The organism is Pseudomonas sp. B13(2017) (assembly GCF_002113245.1).
In the GTDB taxonomy this organism is placed as follows: Bacteria; Pseudomonadota; Gammaproteobacteria; order Pseudomonadales; family Pseudomonadaceae; genus Aquipseudomonas; species Aquipseudomonas putida_Z.
Map to the genome: position 1 here is coordinate 187,007 of NZ_NEJX01000004.1, position 18,911 is coordinate 205,917.

Sequence of the window (18,911 nt, forward strand, 5' to 3'; positions counted from 1 at the left end):
TCCAAAGCCTGCATCTTCGACGCGCCTACTCAAACCATTCCAGTGCTGGGAATTCTCCCGCACGGGAAGCATTCCTCCGCACCTCTTGGAGGATTTCATCATGCTGCGCTTCACAGGCTCTGAACTTCACGCGGTGTTGGCCGAGGCCGGTATCAATGGCTGCAAAGTGATGCTGGTCAAGGATCACGGCGTTTACCTGATGGCCGAGATCGGCGAGAGCAAACCCGATGGAAGCGGCCGCAAGCGAGTGGCGTATGCCATTGGCTGCAACCCCGAGGTCGACGACTTCGATACCTGGTGGAATCGCGCTAAAGACGAATTCGGCGGTGACGATTTCGCTGAGTACTTCGACATCGAAGATCCTGTCCTGGCCAGTCTTCGCGGGACAGCAGGATCTTTGGTGGTCGAAGCCACCTCCACCCACCTGTACTTGGCCGCCGAGGTCGAGCCGACTGGAAAATCATAACCACCGACCTAAGTCACAGGCGCTTTCAGAGGGCTCGCTGTCGGGACCTCTGGAAGCGCCTTTCCGGCTGCCTTCCGCCCCATCCGAGGTCGCCATTTATCAGAAAGCTAAAGCGCCCAGCCTTCCTTGGAACGCTCTGGATAGGCTTATTTGTGATGTTCCTGAGTGGCCATTGACCACCGCTCAACACAGGTTTTTTACTGCTTAGGCACTCCCTGCTCGCTGCAATATTTACAGCAACTAAGCCCCGCCACACTTCGACTGAGGTGCTCGCGCGATCTACTCCGGAGGTACTCATGTCAAGCCACTGCAGCCTCTCCACGGCCATCGTGCTCAGTCCTGGCGTATGGCAGCAACTCATGAAGCCTGGCCCAGGAAACGTCTCCGCAGATCAGGTAGCACAACGTCTGTCCATCCTGCTCACTAGTGCTCTGGCGGCTGCTATTCATTCGTCACCCTCCCCAACTGATCTGCACATTCAGTTGCCACAGGGCGTCGCGCCATCTGCGGCCGAACAACTTTCGCTGTTGCAGTTGGCCCACATCACGCCACGTAGCGCCCCTTCCTTCCTGCACATCCGCTTGCCAGCTGAGCATTCGGTGGATCTCACAGTCCTCTGACACACCAGCACTTCCTCTGCCCTTACCCCAACCGGGAACACCTTCCGGATGGGGTGGCGTTCCCCTTCACAATCGGAGAACGTCATGTCCGACATCTATCTGGACGTCACCAACAAAATCGTCAGCGCCCTGAGCCAAGGCGTGATCCCCTGGATCAAGCCCTGGACCACCACAGGTTCAAGCGCTGACGGGCCTTTTCCTATCAACGCCATCACTCGGCGTCCCTACGCCGGCATCAACATTCCGCTACTGTGGGCAGATGCGCGACTGCGAGGCTTCACCCAAGATCGCTGGCTGACCTACAACCAGGCGCGCAAAGCCGGAGGCCATGTGCGCAAAGGCGAGCAATCCACCCTCGCGGTACTGTACAAACCGATGAGCAAGGAGGCGCATGACGAGGACGGCCAGGTCGTTCGCGATGAACAGGGCAACATCAAATGGGTGCAGTTCGCACTCCTGCGCACGCACTGCCTGTTCAACGTCGAGCAGACCGAAGGCTTGCCTGACGAGGAGCCAGCCTCCACCAAGCACACTGAGCCCGCGACCTTCATCGATCATGAACCGGCGAAGCAACTGCTGGTCGCCAGCGGGGCGCGTATCGAGCATCGCTACAGCGATGACGCGTTCTATCAGCCGATTCGTGATGTGATCCAACTGCCAACGAAGGCGCAGTTCGAAGACGCCGGCAGTTACTACGCAACAGCTCTGCATGAGCTGACGCACTGGTCGGGCCACCGGTCGCGTCTGAACCGTGAAGGTATCACCGGCGGGCATGCATTCGGCTCTACGGCGTATGCCTTCGAGGAGCTGGTCGCAGAAATGGGCGCCGCGTTTCTCTGCGCACTCACCGGTACCACAGGTGAGTTGCGTCACGAGGAATACCTGGCGTCCTGGCTGAAGATACTCAAGGAAGACAAACGAGCCATTTTCCGCGCCAGTGGTCAGGCTCGGGAAGCTTCTGAGTACCTGTTGGCATTGCAGTCTGATCAAGCCACTGATATGCCAACTCGTCTCACCGTGTGATTCCACTCATCCAGCAAAAAGGCCCCTTTCCGGGGCCTTTGTTTTATCCGCTGCGCGGCAGCCGCCGCCGTCGGACGCCAGTGATTACTGCAGCCAGCTCTCGACGGTGTCCGAGCCATGCTCCTGCTTCCACTGCTTGAGGATCTTGTGGTTGCCGCCCTTGGTTTCCACAACCTCGCCGCTCTGTGGATGCTTGTAGCGTTTCACCACGCGAGGCTTGCGCTGGCTGCTGCTGGACGCACTCGCGGTCGTTACGCTCAAGCCCTTGGCCGGATCCAGAATGCTGATCACCTGGCGCAGGCCCATGCCGTACTGTTCCAGCAACGCTTTGAGTTTCTGTTCAAACTCGATTTCCTGCTTCAAACCGGAGTCGTTTTTCATGGCATCCAGCTGTTGCAGCTGCGCGGCCAGTTGCGCTTCCAGTGCTTTGAACTCGGCAAGTTTGGACATGAATAATCTTTCTAGGCGTGGGACAAGTGCTGGGATAATAACTGAGACTGCGGATTTAGCCGAGGGTTTACTTAAAGCGCACGCGCTCTTGCAAGGTGCCGGTTAAAACGACCTCGCTTGGTCGCTCAATCAGGCAAATGCTGACACAGGTGCGCCACAAGTTGCCTCGGATTAGCGCTGTTCCCGATCTTGAACACGATATCGCGCTGGCTGCGGGGTAGTTTTTTCGCACAGCGCTTGGCCGCAGATCGGATGGCCGCATCCGTGCCATCAAGCCGATCAGCCAATAACACGACCAATACCGCATCACTCAACGTCATCAGCGCCCCAGCTCTAGAAATCACGCCGTGCAGTCTACGCCCTGAACAAAGGGACCGCTATTCCGAGCGGCCGCCGATCCCGATGGACCTGGCTTCGAATTATCACACGCGTGAAAAGGGCCAGGGCGGTAAAGGGTAATGGCGGCAATGGAAGGGGGCGCAAGGGTAAGAGCTCTATCCGAAAAGGCAAAAGGACCTCCCGAACGAACAGCAGGTCATGCGATGAAACGCTGGTGGCTAACATTTCAAAAAGGTGAGGCGGCAGAGCCCACTCCCACGCCCATCGCCGAGGGCTTCCTGCTTCCCCAGTCGGCCGAATCTCTGCTCGCCGCCGATCACCGGAGAAAGCTGCTCGAACGCATCTGGCAGTACACGGCCCTCTCCGAAGCGCAGTTTGATCGGCTCTACCTCGAGCCCATCCGTCGCTACGCCCGCTACGTACAGCAACTCCCGGCGAGTGAAAGCCATCATCACGCTTATCCTGGGGGCATGCTCGATCACGGGTTGGAGCTGGTGGCCTGCAGCTTGAAGCTACGCCAGTCCTACCTACTCCCCAGCGGCGCGGCACCGGAAGACCAGGCGGCACAAGCCGATGCCTGGAGCGCCGCGATTGCCTACGGTGCCCTGCTCCATGACATCGGCAAAATCGCCGTCGATTTGCAAGTGGAGTACCAGAACGCAGTGCGCTGGCACCCCTGGCACGGTCCCATAAACCAGCCCTATCGTTTCCGCTACAACCCCGACCGCGATTACAAGCTGCACGGTGCCGCGGCCGGGCTGCTCTATACGCAACTCTTGCCGCCAGCCCTGCTCGACTGGCTCAGCAGCTTTTCCGAATTGTGGAGCCAATTGCTGTTTCTGCTCTCTGACCACTACGAGCACGCTGGGACCCTCGGGGAATTGGTGCTGCAGGCAGACCGTGTCTCCACCGCGCAAAACATCGGTGGCAATCCCGCAAAGGCCTTGCAGGCGCCCAAGCACTCGCTGCAGCATCATCTGCTGACGGGTCTGCGCCACTTGGTCAAGAACGAGCTCAAGCTCAACCAGCCCGGCGCGGCCGGCTGGCTCACCGAAGACCACCTGTGGCTGGTCAGCAAGACCACTACCGACAGGCTGCGGGCGCATCTGCTGGCTCAGGCTGTGGACGGCATCCCCTCCTCCAACATCGCTCTATTCGATGAACTGCAGTCCCATGGACTGGTGGAGGCGACACCGGAAGGCAAAGCGGTGTGGAGCGCCACTGTCACGGACAGTGACTGGCAGTATCGCTTTACCTTTCTCCGCCTGCAGCCAAGCCTGGTCTGGGCAGATGCGCCCCGACCCGAATATTTCCGTGGCACCGTTGAGCCGACCATGGACCCACCCCTGCCGTCTGATGAAGCCAGGCAGTCGGCCCTGGCTGGGCCGCAGATTGCAGTGGTAGAACAACAGCCCGCCGCTGTGCCGCTGAATCAGGAGTTCGACTACCTCGACGATCTGATGGGCATGCTCGAGGAGCCGGCCGAGCTTCAGGCGGGACCAACTGCAGCAGGCCTCCGGCCTACCACTTCGCCGGAGCAGGACGCCGAGGGATTAGCCTTTATCGAATGGCTGCGGGAGGGCATTCGCAGTCATCGGTTAGTGGTCAACGATAGTAAAGCTAAAGTGCATACCGTGGATGGCACATTCTTCCTAGTCACACCGGGCATTTTCCAACGCTACGTTGCTGACCATCCAGGGCACCCTGAAGGAAGCGATCAGGAAGAACCCTGGCGGCAAATTCAACGCCATTTTGAGAAGCTGGGCATGCATGTAAAGCGGCCAGGCGGGCAAAATATCTGGTCGTGCTCTGTAAAAGGACCACGCAAAAAGTCCCTCCTCAATGGCTACCTCCTGCATAGCGCCCAGGGGCTGCAGGATCCGGCACCTACGGACAACCCTTTCCTGAGCCTAAATCATTAGCAACAAGTTAGAGGTGCCTCCGGATACGTCCGCGTGAAGGTTCGAAAGAGCTAAGAAGACGTTTACTGATGGCGTTTTGCTACTTATGATGCTTGAGATCAGAACGGACAAGGCCTGGGTATCAGGGCCAATTGCAGCGGATGCGATCTTGCATGCCACCTTTTCTCTTATCCCCAACGCGCAGCTCACCAGCACACGCTGATACGTTAGCAGTACGCCTCTGCAAGGCTTGCCCCAATTCAGGCGCCTGTAAGCTGACTTTATCCTTTCCTAGCCAACCTGGGGGGGAGCTCATCGCTCAACCTCTTTCCAGTGCTAACCGTCTCAGTCCGGCTCCTGAAAAGCGCTGAGCTATTGAGTGCCTTCTATGAAACTTCATGACGTAAAAGCCCGCGAGCTCAACGGGCGAGATACAATTCATCGCTTTAAAGCACAATTCAGAGCAGCTAGCCTAGAATGCCTGGCGCTTTTGGAAAGCAGTTCTGTCGACCGGGTGTTCTGTGACTTCCATGAGGACTATGTAGTCAAGCTGGTTGACGAGACTGGCACTCGATACCGATTCGTTCAAGTAAAAACAAAGACCAAACAAAACCACCTATACAATATCCTGGAAATATTCGGGATTAAAAAAAGACCAAAAAATGCTGAGCACGACTTAGCGAATAGTTTTGCAGGAAAACTACTACTACACATTGAAAGCTTTGGGGATGCCTGCTTATCCGTGGTCATATGTACTAATGTAAATTTTGACGACGAGGTAGAAACCCTGATTGCAGATGCAAACTCCGGGATCTCATCCAGCAAAATTACCCCAACGCTGATCAGCGAAACAAAAAAACTGATCCCCAGCCTATCTGCAAAAACGGACAAAGAAATTCTACGTTTTTTGTCCCATCTTTCACTAGAGCCCAGAAAGCAGATACTCAACGAAGAAGACGATTCATTCTTATCGAACGCACACAGCAAAATCTACAAATATAGCGAAATCAATCTTCACCCCAAAGAAATTCAGAAAATCATCATTCAACTCCTCTCTCTTATTGAAGATAAGTCCTCATATCAGCTTGATGGCACGATCACCGAGGAGATCCTGAATGAAAAGGCCAGTATTGCAGTTGATGACCTTTTGGACATCCTCGCACTTTCACGATCTGCGTACCATCTACTAAAATCTGGGGGCGACCCTAACGCGGTAAAAAGCGTATCCATTCTTCAGCGAATGCTACAACGCAACAACTTCAAAGAAGAAACCATCAACAGCTTTGCAGAATTTAAGTCTCAATGGGAGGCTTGGTATAGAGTAAACCGTCACTCCATACAAGAGTTCACACTTTTAAAAATGCAGAGTAAGATCGGCGAGCTTGCGGAAAAGCTATCCAACGGTAGGATTGACATGGATACAATCACATGCGCCGTCGAAAATCTCAGATCAGAGCTATGCAGAATATCTGGGCGGATGGATCTAGAGGATGGGCTGGTATTCGGAGCGGTGTTATCTGACATGGTCAAGGAAGAGCTGCTATGAATTTTCAAGAAGTTATGAGGGTCGCGCGGGCGGAATCGCAGCACCTTAGAACATCCTACTCCACCAGGCCCTACCGAGATGTATTGGGTAACGAGACGCTTTTTCATATTCCGCTAATTGCCTTAACCATCGTGATGTTAGCTGGTAGCCGTGCAAAACCAAAACGAGATGACATAGGCATGCTCATAGGTACCTGTTTTGAGCAAAGCATTGCGAGCTTTAAAGGCTCAACTCAAGAGCTTGGCTGGTCTGCAAACCTTCGTGTGAGAACGGTTAAAGCCCTCACCTTCTTGGAAGATACCGGTCTGGTATCCGTAAACAAGAGCACCTCGCGGATCGAGACAAGTGATTCCGGCAAAAAATTCATTGACAAAGTACTCAACCAAGAGAGCCAGCTTTGCTTAGCGCTTTTGACTATAAAACGGTCGTACCGCAACATCTGTAAAGAACGTGACATTGAGGCCAAGCTTGATGAAATTTGAATCCCTCCAGTTTTCTCCAAGCCATGGCGGAGGCTGGGCTTCCGAAGAGCTAGTTTTTGGCCGAGCCGTGACCCAGCTTTACGCCCCTAACGGTAGCGGAAAAACCCCTCTCATTCAGTCGATTATGTTCTGCCTCGGGCTGGAGGTTCAATTCCGAGAGGACGTCGTCCGTAACACGTCGAAAGTCACTCTTAAAACACTCATCAAAGGCCAGATCTTATCATTCAGCAGAAGGCTTGATGGAAAGTTTGACCTTACCGTAAGCAACGCTGAGAGAACCATTAATCGGTTTTACAACGAAGAAGACTTTTCCAGGTTCATGCTTAAAGTCTTGGGCCTTCGTGATGACAGACTCACCACCAACGGCAACACCAGCACCATCCCTTATTTCTCAGCCATTCTGCCCCTTTTTTATCTTGACCAAGATACTGGCTACTCAGACTATTATGTACCTGCACGCCAAAGCTTCATCAAGGGCCAGTACGCTGAAATGATTCGCCTGGCAGTAGGACTGCCAGCCAGAAGCTCGTTCGATAGCGCGAAAAAATCAATTGCTCTAAAACAAGAACTTGAATACTTAGACAAGACAATCAATGACAGCCGAAAACTTATTGATCGCCTTCGACAAGATCTTTCTCCAACCAAAAAAAACGAGACGGATACAGATCGCGAAATTTCAGCGCTTAAATCAAGGCTCGATGAACTTAAATCTACCAAGGATATCAGGAGCGAGACCATAAACAGCTTCGATCATCTTATCACCGAGATGAGACGCCAACACCGCGATATGACGACCCAACAACTGGCGCTTGAGGCGAAAATAAAGAGCTCTGCACAAATCCGGCAGGAAATCGAAAGCGAGATCGAAACACTAGACTTGAATGAGGAAGCTCGCCGAGCATTCATGTCTTTCAGCGAAATTTGCACTACCCCATCGTGTGGGATGTTCTTGGTAAGCGCGGACTCATATGGAAAGAGCCTGCTCTACCTACGCGACCAAATTAAAGACCTCGACACTGTCAGCACTGCAAATATACAGCAGGCCGAGGCCATTGCCACCCAAAAATCCTGGGTTGAACGACAAATCTCTGAGCTCTCGGAAAAGCGTGGCTTAGCAGAACGCGAAGCTGGCATCGAAATGTTTATCGAAGCGATCAGCAAAATTGCGTCTGAGATTTTCGAGCTTGAACTGGAAAAAACCAAATTCAAAAAATATCAAGCGCAAGAACAGTCGCATTTTGAACTCCAAAATCGCCGCAACAAAACGTTGACGGAACAGGAATCACTAGGCCCACAACGAGAGCAATCGCTTGAGGTGGTAAGATTTAAGCGAAACCTGGCCGAAAAAATGGCCGACTGGCTTAACACGCTGAACTCAAAAAACATATCTAGAGACATCCGTATCGACTCAGACCTCAAGCCAGTTCTCGGAACAGAGAAAATTGGGATCATCAAAGGCAGCTCCAAAGCCCGTACGGTCCTGGCCTTCCATGCCGCTCTGTTTGAAATTTGCACTTCCGATCCAAACTCGCCATTTCGCACGCTAATCTTTGACACGCCACGCCAACAAGAAATCCACTCAGAAGATTTGGACGCTTACTTTAAACGCCTGAAATTAATCGCTACTCAAAACGATGCGCAGATTGTATTCTCAACAACCAGCTATCGATTTGAAATTGATCCAAATCTGGATGCAGAGTGGCTCCCACGATTCGGCGGTTTCGAGCAACCGATGTATCTGGGCGATTTTCAGAACCTGATGGATTAAAAGGGATTGGAGGCATCCATGCCGGAGGGATTTGGCCGGCCATGGTGCCTAGGCTGCCCTCTACGTACTCGCGAAACTGCGCGGCACTATTGCCTCTATGCGCATGGCAAAGATCCCTCGGTCAAAGCTCACTGAGGGAGTCTCTGGCGGCTTCGCTGGAGTTCTCTGTACTGGCACCAGTTTCAGTTGGGGTGGCGGTTCGTTGGCTGCTGGCTGCGGTCTTGCGGGGGCTGTTGCTGGAGCAGGGACTGCCGGTGTTGCCGCGGATGGAGCGTTGTAAACGAAGGCGAAGACTGCGATTCCCAGCGCCGCAGCGCCGAGCATCGTTAGACCTTTGCAACTGACCCTGTAAAAGAAGCTCTCGGCCTGCTCAATAGGATCGCCCACTATTTTCTTGAATTCCGCTTCCGAGAGGAACCGATATCGGAGAACGTAGGACTGGCTGGAAGTGCCAGCCAGAACCTACTCGACCTAGCTTCGACTACGGAGCTCGCAATCGTAAGGCATTCATGGTCTCCAGCAACTGCACGACGTCCTCAACCACACCCGCATCAAAATCCTCTCGGTCAGCTTCTTCATGTGTGCCTTTGTTCAGGTATCTCCAGACCAGTGTCTGCTCGCCGATACCGAGGATCCGACCCAGCGCATCAATTAACGGCTGCTTGTCTGCGTGCTCAAACGTGTTGGCTCCTCGCAGCTTTGAACAGATCGAAGCGCAGAGGTTACTCAAGCCAGGTTGATCTCCATCCCGAGCAAGCTGAACGGTTAAGACCCCCTGACTGCATCTTCCCAACCACTTCCAGATTTTCAGCATGAGCATTTCCAATGCCTGCCGGGAGAACTGGAGTGCGGCTCGATGATCGCCACGATTCACTGCAGCCCTGGCCAACAAAAGGTAGGCCTGTGGTGGGACGTTGCGGATCACTCTCGGGTGATAATTCCCCTGGTGGTGCATGAAGGCATAGGCCAACCATTGATTCTGATCGACGTGATTCTGAATGTCCTTGATGAATTCGTTGCTGTGGCACGTGACGATGATCTGGGTATTCGCGAAGCGCTCGCTCTCGAATAGAGCTTCCCGGATCCCTTGCCGATGCTCGTGGTCGATCGCATTGATGGCATCGTCAAAGATCACAGTAGGTGCCTGGATGCTCGATGCCTTGGCCAGCAGGATTGCAAGCCCCAGGCATCGGACATGGCCCTCACTGAGCACTTGGAGGGCATCGACGCGACGTCCTGGTGCACCACGGAAGCACAGTTCGATTCGGCCTTCACCGGTTAATGGCAAGTGCAGCTCGACGAGCTTGTCTTCCTCTGCATCTCGCACATTGAACTCGTTGTAGAGCGCCAACGCCTGCGCATTCAAACCAGCCATCAGCGTGCCGGGTAACTCGGATCGATGCCTTCGCAACAGGGCCAAAAACTCAGCATAAGCCACTTGGATTCGCGTCTCGGCGGCAATCAGGTCGCGCTCAGCAGCAGCCGCTGCTATCAGATCGGCGTTCTGCACCTCGAACTCACCGATGCGTTGTCTTGCAGCATCGACAAGCACCTGGGCTTGCTGTCTTCTAGCAGCATGTTCGGCAAGTGCAATTCGAACGCCGTTCAGTCGATCTCGCTCAGCAACCTGATTCTGCCTGTGTACAAGATTCTGCTGAGTGACGGCATCTTCCTGCTCCAATGCTCCAGCCCAATCCACCGCTTGCTGTGCAACTGATGGAGCGCCCTCGATTTGGCTGTAGCCCAGCTTCCACCATGCGGTGTCTGCGACCACACCTGGGGCAGCCAGGTAGCGTGATACTGTGTTTTCGCGCTCCGTCCTTGGGGTTGCACGCTGAGCGAAGTGTGCCATGTAAGCGCTTAGCGCATCCGAGGCGGCTCTACGTTGCCCTACAGCTGTGTGATATCTCTGCTGCAGCACCGTCAGCTCACGCATCCGCTCCAGGCCTTGCGCAGCCTTCTGGTAAGGGTCGGTATGTACATGAGGAACCCCTTGCAATGGCGTGTCGCACGCTGGGCAGCGATCGGGTGAGATAGCCTGTACACCCTGGACAGCATTGAACAACGCTTGGTACGCGACATCGCTATGCTGCTGTGCAAGTTGTTGCGACAGCGATTCAACTTCAGCGTGAGCCGCATCAGCCCTCTGGTAGGCTGCCAATAGGTTTTGTGGACTAATTCCATACAGCAAAGGCGGTGGCTGATTGAGCGCAAGCTCCAGCTCTTGGAGTCTTCCTGGAACGCCGAAAAAGCCAACGGTTTCCTGAAGCTGCCGATAAGACATACCAGCCGCAAATTGTTGAGCATACGACTCTTCGGCCCTCTGGAATTCAGCCCCGGCAGTGGCCTCGCCGGCCACAACTCCCATGTCATTGGCAATTGAGTTCTGTCGAAGATTAAGCTCCTGCCCTCTCAGCGGAGCCAGGTTGAGCTGATCGGTCAGCGCCTCGTTAAAGTGCGACACGAACTCGTTGTAGTGATCCATACCGAACAGAGCAGCTATGAGCTCGGTCTTCTGCCCGGCAGGCTTGGCTGCAATCCGTGAAAATGAGTCGATCCGATTTTTCTCGATGAAGCAGAATCTGTAAGCGTCCGCGTCAGCAGCGATCACTGTTGGCTGGCCGGCCAAATCCAAGCCCCGGAGCTGAGGAGCAACAAAGCGATCCTCATGAATGTTTCGCAGGTACTGACCGGCATCGATACGCTTCTGAGCACCTTCATCCACGGCACCTAGCAATGCGTACTCCAGCGCTTCACACAGGCTGGTTTTTCCGCTGCCGTTAGGGCCATAGAACAGGATCAAGCGCCTGGTCAGATCAAACGTTTCAGGGCTTCGAAACCCTCGGAACGGGCCAATCGTCAGCTCAGAAAGGCTACGCCAGCTCCAGCCGTCCCCTGCAGCAATGGCATTCAACAAAGGTAACGATGGGTTCGTTTGAGCAAATTGACCACGAGCAAGCTCCACGATGCGAATTGCCCGCTGACTGCGGTTGCGGGACGTTGCACTGATTGGATCGAAATGCTGCAGTACCAAATTGCCCATACGACGGGCATCGTCCGATGCCGCCGTCGCAGGCTCGTGAAGCCAACGTAAGAAATGCTGATAGTCGTGTGCCGCTGATGCCATCCGTGCCTCCCCAGGCTCATGCTCAGTCTTTGCTTACTACCAAGAGGCGTGACGTAGAAGCCCTCTCAGCCACAAAGTTTTCGCTGCACATCTCATGATAGCAACACGCCAGGATTGAGCCCGGGAACCTCCTGACCTCCTCCATAGGCTTCTGATCAAGGGCCAAAAAACCGCTAGAGCAGTGTCGATCATGATCGGTCGTTTACACGAGGATCCGGGACACCACCCGAAGGTATGATGAGGCAAACTTCTAAGCGCCAGAAACAGCGCCCCCTAGCTCTTCCGAAAGCCGTCGATAAGGGCCAAAGCCCTCCCTCCTGCGCCGTTTTCGACAGACTGCCCAATTCTAACGTGAGTCAGTTGGCTCCCACGGCGACTCCGTGCGAAGGCAAGCCTGCCCTTTAAATGAGCCCCTCGGATGCACTCGAATCAGTAGTACCGCTTGTCGGTTCGGATTCTACGGAATGGAAAGCGTACGCCCTGACAACAAGCGCTTAAGGCCGCTCTAAATTCGGTGGGGTAAAAAGTGGGGTAAAAATGCGATCGGGAAAAAATCGCCGACCATAAAAAAATCCAGTCACCGCTAAGTGACTGGATTCTTTGGAGTTATTTGGTCGGGACGGAGTGATTCGAACACTCGACCCCTTGCACCCCATGCAAAAGCCACGACCCTGGTGCTGCTGGCACATTTGCCTCCGAAAAAACACTCGCGCGCTTAGAGGTTCGAGATCATTGGGCAGAAAATTCCAGGGGAGCTCACCGAAAGCCAGCGCTCAAAGTATGGGCCAGAACCGACAAGACACAAAATATCCCTGAAAAAATCATGGCCTTAATGAAAATTAGTGGCCAAAGCGTAGGATTTCGAACCCAGAAGTCATCACGCGACCAGTGGCAGCTCGCCTCCCCCCGCGATGACAACGTTGCCAGGGAGAATTGTCTGCATCAAGCTGACTGAAACTACTCCCAGCCAACGATCCAAAACCTGGATACATCTCAGTTCCGGCTTCCTCACCAGGGAGGTACACTGAGTGCCATCTAATTCCACCTCGACTGCCGTCAGAGATCGCCGTTCTAGATCGCGGATCCATGTGGGGGCATCGAGGGTATTTTTGCGGGTACATTTCTGCTTTTCCAATCAAAAAATACCGCCCTAGAGCGCTGTCCAAATGTTCTTCGGCAGCGACGAAAAGATGTAAGAACTACAACGTGGGCGCATTCGAGCGGAGCCAGTTGACGCAAGCTCATGGCAAATCACTAGGTATTTAACTGCTCGAATTCTGGTTCCTGGCCCGCAGCCCTGACTCTGAACGTGCTTTGACAACTATTTCTCGTCGTCTGCAAATGGGGTATTCCAGATCACCAGCTCGAGTGCGGCAGCGATCTGGATGCGATGGTCGCCAAACGGAATAGGCAGCAAGTCCTGGGCGCGCTCCAGCCGGCGCAGCAAGGTATTGCGATGGGTACCCAGCACCTCGGCGGTCTGGGTGATGTTGCAGCCATTAGCCAGGAAGGCGTGCAACGAATGCTGAAGAACCGTGGGCTCGGTCGCCAAGCGCCCCAGCGTGCTCAAGACGAACTGCCTGGCCGCGCGGGCATCCTGGGTCATCAGCGACACCATTCTCACCTGGTCAATCGTGGCAACGGCGGGTGAACCCGCCAAACGGCCCATCAACCGCTGGGTGGTCAAGGCTTCCAGGTGCGAGCGCCGGAAGCCATTCATCCCCGCGCCCGCCGAACCGATTGCCGCGCGTATCTTCGGAAATTGCCGGGCGACGTCCTGCAGCAGGTTCAGGTCCAGCGGCTTTACCGCATTGCTCCAGGCCCACAGGGTCGCAGGGCCCGCGAACACAATCAGCGGCGCTACCGTGCCCGTGAGCTGCGCCAGGGCACGCGCCATGTCTTCCAGGGGGCGAATCTCGGCGTCCGGGGTTTCGCTCCAGACGAGGCAGGCATGGTGTCTCTGCGCCAGGCTGTAGCCCAGTCGCCTGCCGAACTGCTCGGCGTCCACATCCCTGCCATCGAGCAGCCGGCTGACCAGGCTGCGTTTATCGACAGGATCGTCATGGGCCTGGGCGCTCTTTTCTTCAAGGATGATCTGCGTCACCACACGCATGTTGCTGTCGATGAATTCCGAGATCGACCGCGACGAGACCTCCAGGAATTCCTCGAGCACCACGGGATCCTGCGTCAGGCTGAAGGCCATCTTCATCCACAGGTCCCAGGCTGCGTTCTGTGTCGACCGTGCAACATTCATCAGCAGTTCGGACAACCCCCTGCGGGCGAGCTCCCTGGCCGTGTCCACCATGTCAGCGGAGACGTAGGGCTCCACCGGCTCTCCAGGACGCTGCAGGTTGGCATTGGCCCAGTGCAGCAACTCTGCCCGGTTGGCGCGCCGGCACGCTGCGAGGATAACCGGGTCCTCCAGCAACTTGGCATCCTCGGGTGAAGAGAACAGTGACTGATTCAGGCGCTCGATCCACTCGGGTGGCAGCGCCTGAGCAAGTTCGGCGCCTTTGCGCATGAGCTCGCGAACGGCTTCCGAGGGGCGTGGCCAGGGCAATGGCGTGCTGGTCATGGGCAGTGCAAATCACTCAAAAATCGTCTGGAAAGTGGTGCAGTTCGTACCTTGGCGCAAGGTCAGTGGAAACCTAGCATGAACGCACTGCCTGAACAAAAAATACAAGGAGGCACCGTGACGCTCCATGTCCTTTTTTTGGGTTTAGCGCAGTGGCAAGCGGGCCTGTTTCCTGATGCCCCTCGATTGAGCGTCGACCCGCTTCCGCCAACCGTTCCTTTCAATCTGGAGTGTTCTCAATGTCAGCCGCTCGCGACTCCATGCCAAGCCTGCCCGTGGTAACCCGCTCGACTTCCGCGCAAGAGATTGCGCTGCTGAACGACCAGGCAGGTGCGGTCATCATCCGCAACTTCATGACCCCAGAACAAGTCGTACGGATCAACAACGAACTCGACGCCCCCCTGGCCGCGCTCGATGCCGGCTCCAGGCACGAGCACGAGCTGATCGCCGAGTTCCATGGCCATCAGACCAAACGGCTTACCAACCTCGTCACCCACAGCAAGACCTTTCGCGAGGAAATCCTAGATGACGACCTCTTTCACGAACTGGGGAACGTGCTCTACGCCCCGGAGTGCGGTGACTGGTGGCTGACCACGGCCCAGTTGATCGAGATCGGCCCAGGCAACAAAGCGCAAATGCTGCACCGTGACATGATGCAGTACCATCCGTTCGTGGCCATGAACAAACATGCGCCACGCGCCATCACCAACCTGATGCTGGCGCTGACCGATTTCACCGAGGAAAACGGCGCCACGCGTTTGATTCCGGGGAGCCAGGACTGGGATGACTTCGACGATGTCGGAACCCCAGAGATGACGATTCCAGCCCTGCTAAAAGCCGGGGATGCCGTGCTGTTCGGCGGCAAGGTCGTTCACGGTGGCGGGGCCAACGTGACCGCCGACCATTACCGTCGCGGTCTGACCATCCCGATGCAGGCTTCGATCATCACGCCTGAAGAAGCCTACCCGTTGATCGTGCCGCTCGAGCTGGTGCGCACGCTTTCTCCACGGGTTCAGAAGATCCTCGGTTTCCGCTCCCAATACCCCAATGGCAGCCCTGGCCTCTGGCAGCATAACTACGCAGACCTGGCGGATTACCTTCAGCTCTAGCGTCCAGCGTTGACTTGGCTGGGCCTGAAGGTGCCACGACCACCCAAACGCCCAGGCAAGGAAACAGGCAAGGCATCGGTTTGCGATGCCTGGCCTCTGAGCGAGTGGCCGGCCCTTCACTCCTGGTAGGGCATTACCCCACGGCGTGAAAACAAGACAGGTACACCCTCGGCGTTGAACAACGCCGCCGTCAGTGAAAGGCCATCAGCGGTCTGCGTTTCCTGAAAACTGTGCCCGCCATCGCTGCTCTGCACGCTCAGCCCATCCAGCCCGACCGCCAACACACGAGAGCCCGCTACCGCTACGCTAGTGAAAGAGCCCTTGCTTTGCGTTGGCACTCGGCGAAAGCCCTTGCCGTCCGCTGAACCCTGCAACAGGGTGCCGCGCTGGCCACCCAGTAGCAGACGCCCATCGGCCAGTACCGCGCCAGACCACAGGGTGCCTTCGTAGCCGGTATCCAGGTAATGCCAGTTCTTCCCCTGGTCTTCGGAATGCAGCACCCGCCCATGCTCGGCGGTGGCGTACAGCGTGCCGCGGCTGTCGGTAAACAACCCCATCAGGTTGAGGTCGGCCCGTTTGGCCTCGGGCGGCGCTTGCACCGCCTGCTCAGCCCACGTCAGCCCCCCATCCTCGGTCGTCAGCACCAACGACCAGAGGCCTACCGCAACACCCTGCCGGGTATTGAAGAAGTGCACCGCGAACAGTGGCCGGTCTTCTTCGGTGACCAGTCGCTGGACCTGCCAGGACTCCCCGCCATCGGTGGTGGCCAGGATCGCGCCCCAGTGGCCAACCGCCCAGCCGCGTTTGGCATCCACGAAAGACACGCCCGTCAATGGCGTGGACAACGGTACCGACCTCGCCTGGCGCCACTGCATGCCTTGATCGTCGGATAACAGCACGACACCGTGGTCGCCCACGGCCACCATGCGCGCCCCCGCCCAACCGGCGGCCAGCATGGTGGCCTGCGTGGCATGGCTCGCCTGTACGGCCGGTACGGCCTGCAACGGCGCGGCCTGAATAGACATCAGCGGCACTGCTGCTGCGAGCAAGGCTGCGGTGAATGAAACCCTGAACTTCATGCTTCTCTCCTCAGTGCACCAGCGCGCCGATCATGCGCAAGGGGCGCTTACGTGGGAATACCCGCTCCAGCCACACGGCGAAGGCCGGCAGCACGGTCATGGCCATGACCATGTTGACGATGAACATGAAGGCCAGCAGCTTGCCCATGTCGGCCTGGAACTTGAGTTCCGAGAAGGCCCAGGTGGCCACGCCCACGGCCAGGGTGATGGCGGTGAAAATAGTGGCGACACCCACTTCGAGCAGCGCGTATTCCACGGCCTTGGTAATCGACTGCCCATGAGCCAGGTGCAGTTGCAGACGGTTGTAGATGTAGAAGGCGTAATCGACGCCAATGCCCACCGCCAGCACCATCACCGGCAAGGTGGCGATGGTCAGTCCGATCTGCAGCTCCTTCATGAACCAGTAGCCAATGAAGGTGCCGATGGTCAGCGGCAGGCAACACACCAGGACTGCCCGCAAGTCGCGATACACCACGAACACCAGCAATGCGATGGCGGCATAGACGTAAAGCAGCATGGGTGTTTCGCTTTTTTCCACTTCTTCGTTGATGGCTGCCAGCACCCCGGCGTTGCCCGAAGCGAGGCGCACCGAGATGCCTGGCAGGGGGTACTCGCTGCGGAATGCCTTGGCGGCATCCACTACCCGGTTGATCGTGGTGGCTTTGTGATCGGCCAGGTACAGGTGCACTGCGGACATGCTGCAGTCGGTGCGCATCAGCCCGGGCGTGCGCGCAACCTCGGTAGCCAGGGCGGCGTAGTTCATCGGGTCAATGGGCACCGCTGCCATCTTCGGGTTGCCTTCGTTGTAGCCCTCATTGAACTGGCGCATGTTGCTGGAGAACGACGCTACCGACAGGACACCGGGCACCCCCTGCATAGCCCACACGAAGCGATCCTGGTACTGGCCTAGGGCAACATCCTCGCAGGCCACCTGGCTGTCTTCGCCAGAGGGCTCCTTGTTGATTTCGAACACCACGCTGAGCCAGTCCAGGCCAATGTCGTAGTTGCCGGCGATGGAGACCGCATCGCGATTGAAGCGGGCGTCCTCGCGCAATTCCGGCGCGCCCGCCTGCAGCGTGCCAACGACACGGTCATGGCTTTGCCAGATCGCCACCAGGAATACCACCAAGGCAACGCCAAGCACCCATTGTGCCCTGCGCGGCTCGGCGAGCCGGGCCATGCCACGCAGCCAGCGGGTCCGGCGCTGCCGGGAGGCTTCCTGGGCAGCGGCGTACTTGTCATCGACACGCAGTAACGACGCCATCAACGGCAACATCACCAGGTTGGTGATGATCTTGTAGGCCACGCCAAGCGAGGCCGTGATCGCCAGCTCCCGCACCATCGGGATCGGGATCAACAGCAGCGTCACGAAGGAAACCAGCGCGGTCAACAGCGCCAGCGTCCCGGGGATCAGCAACCCCGTGAAGCTCGAACGCGCCGCCGCTTCGGCGCTCTTGCCGATGGCGATCTCGCGGACGATGAAGTTGATTTGTTGCACGCCATGGGACACCCCGATGGCGAATACCAGGAAGGGCACCAGCACCGCCAACGGGTCGAGCCCGTACCCCAACAGGCGCAGGCTACCGAACTGCCACACCAGAGAGGCCAATGAACAGACCAGCGCCAGCAGCGTGAAGCGCAGCGAGTGGCAATACCAGTACACCGCCCCCGCCGTCAGCAGCAACGCCAGCAGACAGAACTCCAGCACGGCTGAAGCCCCGTCAGCAATATCACCGATCTGCTTGGCGAAACCGATGATCTGGATTTCGAAATCGCCATCCTCGAATTGCTGGCGGATCTCTTTCTCCAGCCTGTGGTTGAACGCCACATAGTCAAGGTGCGCGCCATTGGTGTCGTATTCGTTGAGTTCCACCGTGATCATCGCACTGCTCTGATCCCGGGAAACCAGCGTGCCGATGAAACCACCCTGGGCGGTGGAGCTGGCGATCGTCGCGATGACCTGGTCATCCAGGTGCTCGGGCGAAACCGTTCCTGGTACCAGTGGGTCAGCGCGAAAACCTTCTTCGGTGATTTCGTTGACGAAGGCATTGGGCGTCCACAACGAACGCACGCTGCTGCGGGAAACCCCCGGGAGGAAGGTCACCGCCTGGGTGACGTCATACAGCCGTTTCAGGCCCGGGGCGCTCCAGATATCGCCCTGTCGGGCCTTGACCACGATGGTCAGCCGGTTCGCTCCCAGCAGGTCGTTGCGGTAGGCCTCGAATGTCTTGATGTATTCGTGGCCTACCGGCAATTGCTTTTCGAAGCCTGCATCCATACGCAGTTGCACGGCGAACCAGCCCATGATCAGCGTGAACACCGCCAGGGTCGCCAGCACCAGACGACGATGCCCGAACAACACACCCTCGACACGTGACAGCAGGCCAGGTGCCGGAGCTTCGGATAACTTTACAGAACCGTTCACG

The 18,911-nt window shown here is 56.6% G+C and carries 13 protein-coding genes; 7 read left to right on the forward strand and 6 right to left on the reverse strand.

From position 1 onward, the window contains the following. Positions 1-100 precede the first annotated feature (100 nt). Positions 101-466: a DUF3085 domain-containing protein gene (locus tag CAG44_RS08025; RefSeq protein WP_085663843.1), complete on the forward strand. Its 366-nt coding sequence runs from the start codon at positions 101-103 to the stop codon at positions 464-466. A gap of 704 nt (positions 467-1,170) precedes the next feature. Then, positions 1,171-2,109 carry an ArdC family protein gene (locus CAG44_RS08030; RefSeq protein ID WP_085691873.1) on the forward strand — a complete coding sequence of 313 codons (939 nt, stop codon included), beginning with the start codon at positions 1,171-1,173 and terminating at the stop codon, positions 2,107-2,109. An 84-nt stretch (positions 2,110-2,193) separates the two neighbouring features. On the opposite strand, the gene CAG44_RS08035 is transcribed toward CAG44_RS08030, so the two are convergent. Beyond that, positions 2,194-2,559 carry a histone-like nucleoid-structuring protein, MvaT/MvaU family gene (locus CAG44_RS08035; protein ID WP_085663845.1) on the reverse strand — a complete coding sequence of 122 codons (366 nt, stop codon included), beginning with the start codon at positions 2,557-2,559 and terminating at the stop codon, positions 2,194-2,196. Between the two features lie 125 nt (positions 2,560-2,684). Beyond that, entirely contained in the window at positions 2,685-2,879 is a 195-nt protein-coding gene (locus CAG44_RS08040) for a hypothetical protein (RefSeq protein ID WP_085663846.1), read from the reverse strand. A gap of 222 nt (positions 2,880-3,101) precedes the next feature. Between CAG44_RS08040 and mobH the strand changes: the two genes are divergently transcribed. The 4 genes from mobH to CAG44_RS29085 all read left to right on the forward strand — a co-directional run bounded on the left by mobH (position 3,102) and on the right by CAG44_RS29085 (position 8,595). After that, positions 3,102-4,820, forward strand: a complete 1,719-nt coding sequence (gene mobH / locus CAG44_RS08045) for a MobH family relaxase (RefSeq protein ID WP_085663847.1) — start codon at positions 3,102-3,104, stop codon at positions 4,818-4,820. A 367-nt stretch (positions 4,821-5,187) separates the two neighbouring features. Then, the gene (locus CAG44_RS08050) at positions 5,188-6,345 is read left to right on the forward strand and encodes a dsDNA nuclease domain-containing protein (protein ID WP_085663848.1); all 1,158 of its coding nucleotides are present in this window, start codon (positions 5,188-5,190) and stop codon (positions 6,343-6,345) included. Continuing rightward, positions 6,342-6,827, forward strand: coding sequence for a hypothetical protein (locus CAG44_RS08055; RefSeq protein ID WP_085663849.1), 486 nt, complete (start codon positions 6,342-6,344; stop codon positions 6,825-6,827). The genes CAG44_RS08050 and CAG44_RS08055 overlap by 4 nt, the downstream gene beginning before the upstream one ends. After that, positions 6,817-8,595 carry a hypothetical protein gene (locus CAG44_RS29085; protein ID WP_256575232.1) on the forward strand — a complete coding sequence of 593 codons (1,779 nt, stop codon included), beginning with the start codon at positions 6,817-6,819 and terminating at the stop codon, positions 8,593-8,595. The genes CAG44_RS08055 and CAG44_RS29085 overlap by 11 nt, the downstream gene beginning before the upstream one ends. Before the next feature lie 481 nt (positions 8,596-9,076). Here the strand turns inward: CAG44_RS29085 and CAG44_RS08070 are convergent, their stop codons facing one another. Together CAG44_RS08070 and CAG44_RS08075 are read right to left on the reverse strand one after the other, a co-directional pair. After that, on the reverse strand, positions 9,077-11,722 hold the full coding sequence (locus tag CAG44_RS08070; RefSeq protein WP_085663850.1) for an AAA family ATPase: 2,646 nt from the start codon (positions 11,720-11,722) through the stop codon (positions 9,077-9,079). A 1,321-nt stretch (positions 11,723-13,043) separates the two neighbouring features. Beyond that, positions 13,044-14,297 carry a CdaR family transcriptional regulator gene (locus CAG44_RS08075; protein ID WP_218191634.1) on the reverse strand — a complete coding sequence of 418 codons (1,254 nt, stop codon included), beginning with the start codon at positions 14,295-14,297 and terminating at the stop codon, positions 13,044-13,046. Positions 14,298-14,536: 239 nt separating this feature from the next. Between CAG44_RS08075 and CAG44_RS08080 the strand changes: the two genes are divergently transcribed. Further along, entirely contained in the window at positions 14,537-15,406 is an 870-nt protein-coding gene (locus CAG44_RS08080) for a phytanoyl-CoA dioxygenase family protein (RefSeq protein ID WP_085663852.1), read from the forward strand. Between the two features lie 116 nt (positions 15,407-15,522). Here CAG44_RS08080 and CAG44_RS08085 read toward each other — a convergent pair whose 3' ends face one another. Then, entirely contained in the window at positions 15,523-16,485 is a 963-nt protein-coding gene (locus CAG44_RS08085) for a YCF48-related protein (RefSeq protein WP_085663853.1), read from the reverse strand. 10 nt (positions 16,486-16,495) lie between these two features. Beyond that, entirely contained in the window at positions 16,496-18,910 is a 2,415-nt protein-coding gene (locus CAG44_RS08090; protein ID WP_085663854.1) for an RND family transporter, read from the reverse strand. Position 18,911: the final 1 nt, after the last annotated feature.

Coding starts and splice junctions, on each gene's coding strand:
- CAG44_RS08025 (WP_085663843.1), top strand. CDS start 101: ATGCTGCGCTTCACAGGCTCTGAACTTCACGCGGTGTTGGCCGAGGCC.
- CAG44_RS08030 (WP_085691873.1), top strand. CDS start 1,171: ATGTCCGACATCTATCTGGACGTCACCAACAAAATCGTCAGCGCCCTG.
- CAG44_RS08035 (WP_085663845.1), bottom strand. CDS start 2,559: ATGTCCAAACTTGCCGAGTTCAAAGCACTGGAAGCGCAACTGGCCGCG.
- CAG44_RS08040 (WP_085663846.1), bottom strand. CDS start 2,879: ATGACGTTGAGTGATGCGGTATTGGTCGTGTTATTGGCTGATCGGCTT.
- mobH (WP_085663847.1), top strand. CDS start 3,102: ATGAAACGCTGGTGGCTAACATTTCAAAAAGGTGAGGCGGCAGAGCCC.
- CAG44_RS08050 (WP_085663848.1), top strand. CDS start 5,188: ATGAAACTTCATGACGTAAAAGCCCGCGAGCTCAACGGGCGAGATACA.
- CAG44_RS08055 (WP_085663849.1), top strand. CDS start 6,342: ATGAATTTTCAAGAAGTTATGAGGGTCGCGCGGGCGGAATCGCAGCAC.
- CAG44_RS29085 (WP_256575232.1), top strand. CDS start 6,817: ATGAAATTTGAATCCCTCCAGTTTTCTCCAAGCCATGGCGGAGGCTGG.
- CAG44_RS08070 (WP_085663850.1), bottom strand. CDS start 11,722: ATGGCATCAGCGGCACACGACTATCAGCATTTCTTACGTTGGCTTCAC.
- CAG44_RS08075 (WP_218191634.1), bottom strand. CDS start 14,297: ATGACCAGCACGCCATTGCCCTGGCCACGCCCCTCGGAAGCCGTTCGC.
- CAG44_RS08080 (WP_085663852.1), top strand. CDS start 14,537: ATGTCAGCCGCTCGCGACTCCATGCCAAGCCTGCCCGTGGTAACCCGC.
- CAG44_RS08085 (WP_085663853.1), bottom strand. CDS start 16,485: ATGAAGTTCAGGGTTTCATTCACCGCAGCCTTGCTCGCAGCAGCAGTG.